Annotated in this window: 11 protein-coding genes; 5 read left to right on the top strand and 6 right to left on the bottom strand. The window is 63.5% G+C overall.

The genetic code is table 11. From position 1 onward, the window contains the following. The 4 genes from ABH939_RS01935 to ABH939_RS01920 all read left to right on the top strand — a co-directional run bounded on the left by ABH939_RS01935 (position 1) and on the right by ABH939_RS01920 (position 3,666). On the top strand, positions 1-747 hold the full coding sequence (locus ABH939_RS01935; protein WP_003939960.1) for a pirin family protein: 747 nt from the start codon (positions 1-3) through the stop codon (positions 745-747). A gap of 115 nt (positions 748-862) precedes the next feature. Further along, positions 863-1,645 (top strand): pirin-like bicupin family protein, encoded by a 783-nt coding sequence (locus ABH939_RS01930; protein ID WP_003940511.1) that lies wholly within the window; start codon positions 863-865, stop codon positions 1,643-1,645. A gap of 44 nt (positions 1,646-1,689) precedes the next feature. Continuing rightward, positions 1,690-2,616, top strand: coding sequence for a PaaI family thioesterase (locus ABH939_RS01925; RefSeq protein ID WP_404649244.1), 927 nt, complete (start codon positions 1,690-1,692; stop codon positions 2,614-2,616). A gap of 66 nt (positions 2,617-2,682) precedes the next feature. After that, positions 2,683-3,666, top strand: a complete 984-nt coding sequence (locus tag ABH939_RS01920; RefSeq protein ID WP_404649243.1) for a protocatechuate dioxygenase — start codon at positions 2,683-2,685, stop codon at positions 3,664-3,666. 13 nt (positions 3,667-3,679) lie between these two features. Here ABH939_RS01920 and ABH939_RS01915 read toward each other — a convergent pair whose 3' ends face one another. The 3 genes from ABH939_RS01915 to ABH939_RS01905 are packed head-to-tail and all read right to left on the bottom strand — an operon-like array spanning position 3,680 to position 6,958. Continuing rightward, on the bottom strand, positions 3,680-6,040 hold the full coding sequence (locus ABH939_RS01915) for an ATP-binding cassette domain-containing protein (RefSeq protein ID WP_404649242.1): 2,361 nt from the start codon (positions 6,038-6,040) through the stop codon (positions 3,680-3,682). Between the two features lie 52 nt (positions 6,041-6,092). Continuing rightward, positions 6,093-6,503 carry a VOC family protein gene (locus ABH939_RS01910; RefSeq protein ID WP_003940539.1) on the bottom strand — a complete coding sequence of 137 codons (411 nt, stop codon included), beginning with the start codon at positions 6,501-6,503 and terminating at the stop codon, positions 6,093-6,095. Positions 6,504-6,508: 5 nt separating this feature from the next. Beyond that, a complete protein-coding gene (locus ABH939_RS01905) occupies positions 6,509-6,958 on the bottom strand; it encodes a helix-turn-helix transcriptional regulator (protein ID WP_030535180.1) in 450 nt (149 codons plus the stop codon). Between the two features lie 112 nt (positions 6,959-7,070). Between ABH939_RS01905 and ABH939_RS01900 the strand changes: the two genes are divergently transcribed. Continuing rightward, positions 7,071-9,029 carry a M13 family metallopeptidase gene (locus ABH939_RS01900; RefSeq protein WP_065351378.1) on the top strand — a complete coding sequence of 653 codons (1,959 nt, stop codon included), beginning with the start codon at positions 7,071-7,073 and terminating at the stop codon, positions 9,027-9,029. A 67-nt stretch (positions 9,030-9,096) separates the two neighbouring features. Here ABH939_RS01900 and ABH939_RS01895 read toward each other — a convergent pair whose 3' ends face one another. From ABH939_RS01895 to ABH939_RS01885, 3 genes are read right to left on the bottom strand one after another with little or no spacing between them, the layout of a single operon-like run. Next, a complete protein-coding gene (locus ABH939_RS01895) occupies positions 9,097-9,423 on the bottom strand; it encodes a YnfA family protein (protein ID WP_003940244.1) in 327 nt (108 codons plus the stop codon). Between the two features lie 16 nt (positions 9,424-9,439). Beyond that, on the bottom strand, positions 9,440-10,525 hold the full coding sequence (locus tag ABH939_RS01890) for an ABC transporter ATP-binding protein (protein ID WP_166502623.1): 1,086 nt from the start codon (positions 10,523-10,525) through the stop codon (positions 9,440-9,442). Positions 10,526-10,540: 15 nt separating this feature from the next. After that, entirely contained in the window at positions 10,541-11,872 is a 1,332-nt protein-coding gene (locus ABH939_RS01885) for an ABC transporter substrate-binding protein (protein WP_003940485.1), read from the bottom strand. Between the last annotated feature and the right edge of the window lie 8 nt (positions 11,873-11,880).

Below are 11,880 nucleotides of genomic sequence, written 5' to 3'. Positions count from 1 at the left end.
ATGTCGTCGGTAGTCGTCCAGCGAGCTGACGAACGTGCGCATCTCAACTACGGCTGGCTCACGGCGCGTCACAGTTTCCCCTTCGCCGGAAACTTCGATCACGCCGCGTACGCGCACGGACTTCTGTTGGTGAACAACGACGACATCATCGAAGCCGACTACGGTTTCGACACTCATCAGCACCGCGACACCGAGATCGTGACGTGGGTGCTCAGCGGATCTCTGGTTCACCAGGATTCCGCTGGGCACTCCGGAGTCATCCATCGCGGACTCGCGCAGAGAATGAGCGCCGGTACCGGAATCCTGCACTCCGAGCGCAACGATCGCTTCCGGGCCGACGGCTCACGTGTCACCGAGCCCGTTCACCTCGTCCAGATGTGGATACCCCCGGACGAATCCGGAGTGACTCCGAGCTATCAGGAACTCGACATCAACTCCGAACTCGACGGCGGTGGCCTGATCACCCTCGCGTCGGGGATGCCCGCGCATCGCGATCACAGCGCGATCAGCTTGCACAACAAACATGCGGCACTGCATGTTGCTCGCCTCGAGACCGGTGGGTCGGTATCTCTCCCGGATGCGCCGTACGTGCACGGCTTCATCGCCGGTGGCACTGTCGACGTCGAGGGAGTCGGATTGCTCGGTCCGGGAGATTCGTTGCGACTCAAGGATACTGGCGGTCAACGAGTCGAGGGAATCGGCGATGCGGAGATACTCGTGTGGGAGATGCACGCGTCGACGAACTGACGACACCACCGAGTACGCCCAATGTTCGGACTACACAGCAGGTTCGTCGTAGGGTGGATGCCGGTAGTGGCGGATCCCGATTGTGGTGGATCCCGGTGGTACAGAAGGAGGAGCCATGGCATCTGGTCGAGCACAGGCCCCACGGACGACACCGCACATCGATGTGCACCGCTCCGGCGATCGCTTGAAATCCCGCGTCTCCTGGCTGGATTCGAAACATTCGTTCTCGTTCGGACAGCACTACGATCCGGACAACACTCATCACGGATTGCTGCTCGTCAACAACGACGACACCGTACTGGCGGGAACCGGTTTCGACACCCATCCGCACAAGGACATGGAAATCGTGACCTGGGTGCTTCGCGGTTCGCTCGTGCACCAGGATTCCATCGGCCACACCGGCGTCATCTATCCGGGACTCGCCCAGCGCATGAGCGCCGGTACCGGAATCATGCACAGTGAGAAGAACGATTCGTGGCGTATCGGCGGCGAACAGCATTCCGACCCCGTGCATTTCATCCAGATGTGGGTGGTACCGGACGAAGGTGGACTGACCCCCGGTTACGAACAGCTCGAGATCGACGACGAGTTGCTGCGCGGCGGTCTGATCCCGGTTGCCTCCGGGATGGAGCGCTACAAGGATCATTCGGCGATTCGCATCAACAACAAGAACGCCGCCATGCATGTCGCACGCATTCTGCCGGGCACCTCCGTGAATCTTCCGGGCGCACGGTTCCTGCACGTCTTCGTCGCGCAGGGCACTGCCGAGATGGAGGGCGTCGGCACACTGTACGAAGGCGATGCTGTCCGGTTGAGCGATTCGGGTGGCCAGCAGCTGACCTCCGACGCCGGGGCCGAAGTCCTCGTCTGGGAGATGCATTCACGTATCGGTGGTTGAGACCCGGTCTCGGCAGGACTCGGCGCGCTGGAGATACTCGACAGATGAGCATCGACAACTCCGCCGCGCCCGTCAAGAAGCTTGACCCACTCAACACATTGATGGGTGTGCGCGCCGTTTCGGTCGAGCCCGGGGACCTGGCCTTCGCGCAGGCCGTCGGCGAGCGATTCCACGATCACCGTGGCAAGACCGTGCTCGGTTCCATCGGAGTCATGATCGACGGTGCCATGGGTGGCGCGGTGTACTCGGGACTGACCTCGGGCCATCAGTCCGTGCTCGCGCAGGTCACGGTCAGTGCGGGCGCCGACATCCCCGACATCGCGGACGTCGGTGCCACCGGAACACTCGTGCATCTCGACGACGGCGTCGGACTCGCATCCGGGCAACTTCGCGACGAGAACGGCACCCTTCTGGCAGTGATGGCCGGTCGCGCCATGGTGGTCTCGCGTCCCCCCGTCGTGGGAATCGACGACTACGTAGAGGGCGAGCCGCTGCCCGTCCCGACGCCGGAGAAGACAAGCAACCTGAGCGGGTTGTCCGGGTCCGACGTCGTCGAAGGAATCCGCGACGGCAAACTCGAACGCGGTCCACTCGCCGGTCTCCTCGATCTTGCTGTCGTCGACGTGACCCCGGGTTCCGTCGTCGGTGAGTTCGCAACCGTGGCCTGGATGGCCAACCCGTTGGGCGCCGTTCAGGGCGGTGTCCTCATCTCGGCAGTCGACGCCATCACTGGCCTGTCTGCCCAGACCCTGACCAGCGTCGACCAGGACTATCGCGTCCTCGACCACAAGATCGACTTCCTGCGCTCACCCGACATCGGCGGGCCGGTCTTGCGCGCCGAGGCCTCCGTGATTCGTGCCGGGCGCAGGCTCGCGCTGATCGAAACTCGCATCGTCGACGCCGGCGGACAGGTCTATGTGCGGGCCACTTCGAGCGTTCAGATGCTCTCCCAGCAAGTTCACAGCGGATAACCAGTTCCGCACCAGGTCGCCCGTCCACCATTGAGACAACAGCCCACACAATGGAGGTACAGCGGCGTGAACAAAGACATCGAAGCGAGCAGGTTGCGCGTGAGCCGTCGGCGGGCTCTCGCCCTCGGCGGAACCATCAGTCTCGGCGGGCTCATCGCAGCGTGCTCCGGCAACAGTGGCACCGCCACGACGACTTCGGCTGCGGCTGCGTCGACGACAACGACTTCCGGCACTTCCGCCGCGGCCACGTCCGGCGACGCTGTCACCGCACTTCTGGCCAAAGCACCGCAGTGTGTCATGAGCAAGGAAGAGACACAGGGCCCCTACTGGTTCGACGTCGACTCCATTCGCGGCGACATCCGCGAAGACCGTCCGGGCACCACGCTGCAGGTTGCGATGCGCGTGCAGGACAACAGCCAGTGCAACGTCGACGGCAGCATCGGCGCGGTCAGTAACGCCGTCGTCGAGATCTGGCACTGCGACGCCGGCGGCGTGTACTCCGGCTTCGAATCCGGTTCGCTGAGCGCCAACGGCGGCGGTGGCGGCGGAACTCCCCCGGCCGGCGGGATGGGTGAACCTCCGTCAGGTGCACCCGGAGGCGGAATGGGCGAACCACCGTCAGGCGCCCCCGGCGGAATGGGCGGCGGCATGGGAGGGTCCGGTGAGACCTCCGACGGTTCGTACAGCGTCGGCGACACCGAAGCCACCACCACCGACGACGGTACCTATCTGCGCGGGGCGCAGACCACCGATGCAAACGGCATCGCACAGTTCACCACGATCTTCCCCGGCTGGTACATGGGCCGCACCACCCACATCCACGTCAAGGTTCACATCGACAAGAAGACGGTCCTCACGTCGCAGACCTTCTTCGACGAGACCCTTCTCGACGAGGTGTACTCGCAGTCCCCGTACAGCGAGCACACCGGTCGTGAGAACAACACGAACAACGCCAGTGACAGCATCTACGACGACACCGGCCTCATGACCGTCGAAAAGCAATCGGACGGGTCCTACCTCGCCGTCATCAACCTGGGTATCGACGCCTGAGGTAGGAGCCCGGTCAGTTGCCGACGTATGCCGCGAGGTGCTTTCCGGTGAGTGTGGAGCCGTCGGCGACGAGCTCCTCGGGAGTGCCTTCGAAGACGATCCGACCGCCGTCGTGACCGGCTCCAGGGCCGAGGTCGATGATCCAGTCGGCGTGCGCCATCACGGCCTGGTGGTGCTCGATGACAATAACGGACTTACCGGAATCGACGAGTCGATCGAGCAGGCCGAGCAACTGCTCGACGTCGGCCAGGTGCAGTCCGGTGGTCGGCTCGTCGAGGACGTACACGCCGCCCTTCTCACCCAGGTGGGTTGCCAGCTTGATGCGCTGACGCTCACCGCCCGACAGCGTCGTCAACGGCTGGCCGATCGTGAGGTATCCGAGCCCCACGTCGACCAGTCGGACGAGGATCTTGTGCGCAGCGAGGGTCTTGGCCTCACCCTCGCCGAAGAACTCCTCGGCCTCGGCCACCGACATCGTGAGAACCTCGTTGATGTCCTTGCCACCGAATTTGTATTCGAGTACCTCGGCTTGGAAGCGCTTGCCCTCGCACTCCTCGCAGAGAGTGGCAACGCCGGCCATCATCGCCAGGTCGCTGTAGATGACGCCGTTGCCGTTGCACGTCGGGCAGGCGCCCTCGGAGTTGGCACTGAACAGCGCCGGCTTCACGCCGTTGGCCTTGGCGAATGCCTTGCGAATCGGGTCGAGCAGCCCCGTGTACGTCGCCGGGTTGCTCCGACGCGAGCCGCGGATCGCGCTCTGATCGACCGACACCACGTCTTCGCGTTTCGCGAGCGAGCCGTGGATCAGCGAACTCTTGCCCGACCCTGCCACACCGGTCACCACGACCAGTACGCCGAGCGGTACGTCGACGTCTACATCTTGGAGGTTGTGTGAGTTCGCTCCACGAATCTCGATTGCTCCGGTGGACTCCCGCACGGTCTCTTTGATTGCGGCCCGGTCGTCGAAGTGACGGCCGGTGACGGTGTCGCTGGCACGCAAACCGTCGACGGTGCCCTCGAAGCAGACGTTTCCGCCGGCGCTACCCGCACCCGGACCGAGGTCGACGATGTGGTCGGCGATCACGATCGTCTCCGGCTTGTGCTCGACCACGAGCACGGTGTTGCCCTTGTCCCGCAGGCGCAGCAGTAGGTCGTTCATCCTCGCGATGTCGTGCGGATGCAGGCCGGTGGTGGGCTCGTCGAAAACATACGTGATGTCGGTGAGCGAGGAACCCAGGTGACGAATCATCTTGGTGCGCTGAGCTTCACCGCCGGAGAGGGTTCCCGACGGCCGATCGAGACTGAGGTAGCCGAGTCCGATCTCCACGAACGAGTCGAGCGTTTCACCGAGCGTCGTGAGCAACGGCGCGACCGAAGGCTCCTTCAGTCCGCTGACCCATTCCGCGAGATCGCTGATCTGCATCGAGCAGGCGTCGGCGATGTTGACGCCCTTGATCTTCGACGACCGCGCCCCCTCGCTCAGTCGCGTCCCGTCGCATTCGGGGCAGGTGGTGAACGTGATCGCCCGCTCGACGAACGCCCGGATGTGGGGCTGCATCGCGTCGACGTCCTTGGCCAGGAACGACTTCTGAATCTGCGGAATCAGACCCGTGTACGTCAGGTTGATGCCTTCGACCTTGATCTTGGTCGGCTCTTTGTAGAGCAGATCGTTCAGTTCTTTCTTGGTGTACTTCTTGATCGGCTTGTCGGGATCGAAGAAGCCGCAGCCTCGATAGATCCGGCCGTACCAACCCTCCATGCTGTAGCCGGGGACCGTGATCGCACTCTCGTTGAGCGACTTGGTGTCGTCGTACAACGCGGTCAGATCGAAATCGTTGACCGCCCCTCGTCCCTCACACCGCGGACACATGCCGCCGGTGATCTTGAAGCTGCGACGCTCTTTCGTCTGGCGGCCACCACGTTCCATGGTGACCGCGCCCGCACCGGAGATGGAGGCGACGTTGAACGAAAACGCCTGGGGCGAACCGATGTGAGGCTTTCCGAGACGGCTGAACAGGATGCGAAGCATCGCGTTGGCGTCGGTTGCGGTTCCGACGGTCGAGCGAGGGTCGACGCCCATCCGCTGCTGATCGACGATGATCGCGGTGGTCAGGCCGTCGAGAACGTCGACGTCCGGCCGCGCGAGCGTCGGCATGAATCCTTGAACGAAAGCGCTGTAGGTCTCGTTGATCATCCGCTGCGATTCCGCGGCGATCGTACTGAACACCAGCGAACTCTTCCCCGAACCGGAGACGCCGGTGAATACCGTCAGCCTCCGCTTCGGGATCTCGACACTGATGTCTTCGAGGTTGTTCACCCGCGCGCCTTGCACGCGGATCAAATCGTGGCTGTCTGCGGTGTGCAAGGCAGTCATCGTGTCTCCATCTGTCAGTCGATCGCCGACGGTCTCAGCGCAGTTGACGGGCTCAGCGCAGTTCTTGAATACGGATCAGGTTTCCCGCTGGGTCCCGGACGGCGCAATCGCGAACGCCGTACGGCTGCTCGGTCGGTTCCTGGACGACGTCGATGTCGCCGGCCTGAAGCCGCTCGAACGTGTCGTCCAGATCTTTGGTGGCCAGGAGAAGTCCGCCGTAGGTGCCCTTGGCCATCATCTCGATGATGGTGCGGCGCTCCTCGTCGGTGATTCCGGGATCGACGGCCGGCGGATGCAGCACGATGGAGGTGCCGGGCTGGCCGGGCGGCCCCACCGTGATCCAACGCATCCCGTCGTAGCCGACGTCGTTGCGAACCTCGAAGCCGAGCGTGTCGCGATAGAAGTTCAGGGCGGCTTCAGGGTCGTCCTGCGGAAGGAAACTCGAGTGAATGGTGATGTCCATGGCGATCACGTTAATTGCGGCTGCGCGGTCTGCGCTTCTCGATTCCTGATCGGTCTGGTGACTTGTTTGGACACGCAGGACGGCATTCCTGCCGTCGACTGCTCGGCCTCGCGCCGATAGACACTGGGCGGAACCCCCACCAATTCGGTGAACTTGCTGCTGAAAGTGCCGAGAGAGCTGCAACCGACCTCGAAGCAGACGTCCGTGACACTGAGGTCTCCGCGCCGCAGTAACGCCATCGCTCGCTCGATTCGCCTGGTCATCAGGTAGGCGTACGGCGGTTCTCCGTATGCCTGACGGAATTGGCGACTGAGATGCCCCGCAGACATGTTCACTCCCCGCGCGAGCGCCTCCACGTCCAGAGGCCGCGCGTACTCCCGGTCGATACGGTCTCGCACACGTCGTAGTCGCGCGAGGTCCTGCAGGTGCGGATCTGCGGCAGGTCTGCTGGTCACGTATTCGATCGTGCCATGCCATACCGACGTTGCCCAGCACAAGAGATGAACTCGGCGTGGAGCGATCGCGCACACACCGAGCAGTTCGTCATGATCGTGTAAGGATGGAGAAATGACCACGGCTCATCGCTCAGGCATCGACCTCACCCACCTCGACGGCGACACACGGGCGCAGGACGATCTGTTCGTCCACGTCAACGGAAAATGGCTCGCCGAATACGAGATTCCGGCAGACCGCGCAGTCGACGGGGCCTTCCGGACGCTCTACGACAAGGCCGAAGAAGACGTACAGACCATCATCACCGAAGCCGCGGAGTCCAACTCGGCCGCCGGTACCGATGCACAGCGCATCGGCGACCTGTACTCGAGCTTCATGGACGCCGACGCCGTGGAGGCCGCAGGCCTCGGCCCCATCGACGACGAGCTCGACGCCGTCGCCGATGCGCCGGACCGGTCGTCGCTGGCCACCGTGATCGGACGCCACCAGCGCGTCGGCGTCGGCGGTGCCATCTCGCATTACGTCGACACCGATGCCAAGAACTCCGAGCGGTACCTGATCCACTTCAGCCAGTCGGGAATCAGCCTCCCCGACGAGTCGTACTACCGCGAGGACAACTACGCGGAGATCCGCGAGAAGTACGTCGCGCACATCGACAAGATGTTCACCCTCGCCGGCGTCGGCTACGACGCCCAGCGTGTGTTCGAGCTCGAGAAGAAGATCGCGGCCGGGCATTGGGACGTCGTCAAGCGTCGTGACGCAGATTTGAGTTACAACCTGGTGGGCTTCGAGGAACTGACCGAGCAGAACCCCGGTTTGGACTGGGCGGCATGGCTGTCCGGTCTCGGCGCCGATTCGGAGAAGTTCGCCGAGATCGTGGTCCGCCAGCCCGAATTCCTGCACACCTTCACCGCACTCTGGGCGTCGGAGTCACTGGACGACTGGAAGGCATGGGCGGCGTGGAAGGTGCTTCATGCCCGCTCCCCTTACCTGCATTCGGCCCTGGTCGACGAGACTTTCGCTTTCTACGGCACCACACTGTCCGGGACCGAAGAGAACCGTGAGCGCTGGAAGCGCGGGGTAAGCCTGGTCCAGGATCTGCTCGGCGAGGCCGTCGGCAAGCTCTACGTCGATCGACACTTCCCCGCAGAGGCGAAGACCCGCATGCTGGAACTGGTCGCAAACCTGCAGGAGGCGTACCGCCGCAACATCTCCGACCTCGAGTGGATGAGCCCGCAGACTCGTGAGGCTGCATTGGCCAAGCTCGAGAAGTTCACCCCGAAGATCGGTTACCCCGACAAGTGGCGCGACTACGCCGGACTCGAGATCTCGGCAACCGACCTGGTGGGCAACTACCGTCGCGGATACGCCGCCGAGTACGACCGTGACCTGGCCAAGCTGGGCGGCCCCGTCGACCGTGACGAGTGGTTCATGACGCCGCAGACCGTCAACGCCTACTACAACCCGGGCATGAACGAAATCGTGTTCCCCGCAGCCATTCTCCAGCCGCCGTTCTTCGACGCGGCAGCCGACGACGCTGCCAACTACGGCGGCATCGGCGCCGTCATCGGCCACGAGATCGGTCACGGGTTCGACGATCAGGGCGCCAAGTACGACGGCGACGGCAACATGGTCGACTGGTGGACCGACGAGGACCGCAGCGAATTCGGCAAGCGCACAAAGGCTCTCATCGAGCAGTACAACGAGTTCGAGCCCAAGGAACTGCCGGGCCACCACGTCAACGGCGAGTTCACGATCGGCGAGAACATCGGCGACCTCGGCGGCCTGTCGATCGCGATCGCGGCGTACAAGATCGCGACCGAGGGTATCGAACCTCCGGTCATCGACGGACTCACCGGCTTGCAGCGCGTGTTCTTCGGGTGGGCGCAGGTATGGCGCACGAAGGCCCGTGAGGCCGAAGCGCTTCGCCGTCTGGCCGTCGACCCGCACTCGCCGCCGGAGTTCCGGTGCAACGGCGTCGTCCGCAACCTCGACACGTTCCACGAGGAGTTCGACGTCAAGCCCGGTGACGCACTGTATTTGGAGCCGGAGAAGCGTGTGAAGATCTGGTAGCAGGGGCAAGCCCCTGTGCGCGCTTAGGGACCCCCTGGACTCCCTGAGCGCGCACGGGGCCGAAGGCCTACCGGGCGTACATGATCACCCCGACGCCGACCAGACAGATCAGCGCACCGGCGATGTCGAAACGATCCGGGCGGAATCCGTCCATCACCACCGCCCACAGCAGTGAACCTGCGACGAAGATCCCGCCGTACGCGGCGAGGATGCGCCCGAAGTTCGCATCGGGTTGCATGGTGGCGACCAGACCGTAGAGGCCGAGCGAGATGACGCCGAGCCCTACCCAGATCCATCCCTTGTGTTCGCGAATTCCCTGCCACACCAACCACGCGCCCCCGATTTCGAGCAGCGCGGCGAGTACGAACAGCAAGAGCGAACGTGCGACGGTCATGCCGCACACAGTATCGCTACAGACGTACTCCGGTCTCCGCGGAAAAGAAGTACACCTCGCCGGCCTTGGGCAGCAGATGAAGCGACTCCCCCGGTGCCACCGACATCTTCCGGTCGACGCGAATGACGATTCGACCGGATCGGCTCTGCCACTGGCAATCCGGTGAGCCTTTCGCGTACACGAACGATTCGGCTCCCAACTCTTCGAGCAGGTCGGCATCCACGGCCAGCGAGCCCTTTCGCCACGCGCCCACCAGATCCCACGACTCCGGGCGCACTCCCACGACGACCCGCTCCCGCTCGGACGCCCCGGTGGGCAGCGGAATCCGCAGGTCACCGAGCACTGCGACGGTACCCTCGACCGGCGCTTCGATCAGGTTCATGCCGGGCGATCCGATGAAGGCGGCCACAAAGGTGTTGACGGGGTTGTCGTAGAGTTCGCGCGGCTTCGCCACCTGCTGCAAGCGACCGTCCAGCATCACCGCCACTCGGTCCCCCATCGTCATCGCCTCGACCTGATCGTGGGTGACGTAGACCGTCGTGGTGCCGAGTCGACGCTGTAGGGCGGCGATCTGCGACCGTGTGCTGACGCGTAGTTTGGCATCCAGATTGCTGAGCGGCTCATCCATGCAGAACACCTTGGGATGGCGAACGATGGCTCTACCCATGGCGACTCGCTGGCGTTGCCCACCGGACAGCTTGGCCGGTTTACGTCCGAGCAGCGGTTCGAGCTCGAGCATCCGCGCGGCCTCGAGTACCCGCTCCCGGCGCTCGGCCTTTCCTACTCCGGCATTCTGCAGCGCGAAGCCCATGTTCTGCTCGACGGTCATGTTCGGGTACAGCGCGTAACTCTGAAACACCATGGCGACGTCACGTGCTCGCGGAGCGAGGTGCGTGACGTCCGTGCCGCCGATCTCGATCCGACCGTCCGACGCGGACTCGAGACCGGCGAGCATTCGCAGGCTGGTGGACTTACCGCAACCGGAAGGTCCTACGAGTACCAGGAACTCACCATCGGCGATGTCGAGGTCGAGACGGTCGACTGCCGGTCGATCGGTTCCTTCGTAGCGGTGCGTGACTCCCGCGAATTGCACGTTGGCCATGAGTGTTCTCTCCTACTACTTCGGCAGCTTGGGGGTGATCTGCCGGTCGATGATCTGCTGCAACTGCGTGGCAACGCCGGCGAATGTCGATGCGACGTCGGCCTTCTGGAGAGCGATCTGCTCGAGTCCGGTGCCGATGATCTGATCCCCACCCGGGACGAACACGCGTGCGTAGTCCTGCGAGCGCGTACGCGAGAGCTGATCCACAGCGGTACGGGAGTTGGGGTTCGCGTCGAGGAACGCCTTCATGCTCGGCTCCGAGGTTGCCGACTTGCGGACCGGCATGTAGCCGACGTTCTGCGAGAAGTACGCCGTGTTCTCACCATTGGTGATGAAGTCGATGAACTTGAGCGCGTTCTTCTTACGCTGATCGGAGATCTTGGACGGGATGGCAAGCCCGGCACCGCCGGTGGGGCAACCGGGAGTTCCGTCCACTGCCGGGAGGAAAGCGGTGCCGAAGTCGAAGTTGGCAGTCTTCTTGATGCCGGACAGATCGCCCGTCGACGCGATGGTCGACGCCAGAATGCCGGTACCGAATTCGTTTGCGATGTCAGTGGAGACCGCGGCGTACTTCTTGTCGTGAATCATGCTGGAGAGGAACTGCCCTGCGGCAATGGTCTTCTCGTTGTCGAGCTGCAGATTCCACTGGTCGGAGTACGAGCCGCCGAACGTCCAGATTGGGCCTTCGTAGGTCCAGCCGAGGTAATCCTTCGCGTTGCCCCACCCGTGTGCCAACTTGCCGTTGCCCACGACCTTCTGCAGCTCGGGTCCCCACTCGTCGAACTCCTGCCATGTCGCCGGCCCACGGTCGGGAAGACCTGCCTGCGACCAGACCGCCTTGTTGTAGTAGAACAACGGCGTCGACCGCGCGTAGGGAAGCGCATAGTGCTTGCCCTGGAACAGGTAGTCGGCGAGCAGTGAATCGACGTAGTCGGCCGAGTCGACCCCCACCTCGGAGAAGAGTCCGTCGAGCGGCTCGATTGCCCCGGCCAGTGCATAGTTGAACCACCAGACATCCGACAGCACAACCACATCGGGCACATCTCCACCGGAGAGGGCAGCGTTGAACTTCTGTGCCACCTCTTCGTAGTTCTTGCCGCCGTCCACCAAGTTGACCTTCAGGTCCGGGTACTTGGTCTGGAAGCGGTTGATCAGTTCCTTCTCCACGTCGGTGGACTTACCCGGATGGTTCGACCAGAAGGTGATGGTGTTGGAATCACCCGACGCACCGGATGTTCCCGCAGCATCAGCGCTCGACCCGCCGGATCCCGCGCACGCGGTCAGTGCGGCTCCGGCGGCGATTGCACCGCCGAGGCTCAAGAATCCGCGCCTGTTCATGTTTGCCATTACTGCTC

Source organism: Rhodococcus sp. 27YEA6 (assembly GCF_044908235.1).
Taxonomy (GTDB): domain Bacteria; phylum Actinomycetota; class Actinomycetes; order Mycobacteriales; family Mycobacteriaceae; genus Rhodococcus_F; species Rhodococcus_F qingshengii.
Note: the sequence above shows the minus strand (reverse complement) of the source record. Positions and strands in the feature narration are given on the sequence as shown.

Bases quoted from the DNA above. Each gene is read 5' to 3' on its own strand.
- ABH939_RS01900 (WP_065351378.1), top strand. From the start codon at position 7,071: ATGACCACGGCTCATCGCTCAGGCATCGACCTCACCCACCTCGACGGC.
- ABH939_RS01890 (WP_166502623.1), bottom strand. From the start codon at position 10,525: ATGGCCAACGTGCAATTCGCGGGAGTCACGCACCGCTACGAAGGAACC.
- ABH939_RS01935 (WP_003939960.1), top strand. From the start codon at position 1: ATGTCGTCGGTAGTCGTCCAGCGAGCTGACGAACGTGCGCATCTCAAC.
- ABH939_RS01925 (WP_404649244.1), top strand. From the start codon at position 1,690: ATGAGCATCGACAACTCCGCCGCGCCCGTCAAGAAGCTTGACCCACTC.
- ABH939_RS01885 (WP_003940485.1), bottom strand. From the start codon at position 11,872: ATGGCAAACATGAACAGGCGCGGATTCTTGAGCCTCGGCGGTGCAATC.
- ABH939_RS01895 (WP_003940244.1), bottom strand. From the start codon at position 9,423: ATGACCGTCGCACGTTCGCTCTTGCTGTTCGTACTCGCCGCGCTGCTC.
- ABH939_RS01930 (WP_003940511.1), top strand. From the start codon at position 863: ATGGCATCTGGTCGAGCACAGGCCCCACGGACGACACCGCACATCGAT.
- ABH939_RS01915 (WP_404649242.1), bottom strand. From the start codon at position 6,040: ATGACTGCCTTGCACACCGCAGACAGCCACGATTTGATCCGCGTGCAA.
- ABH939_RS01910 (WP_003940539.1), bottom strand. From the start codon at position 6,503: ATGGACATCACCATTCACTCGAGTTTCCTTCCGCAGGACGACCCTGAA.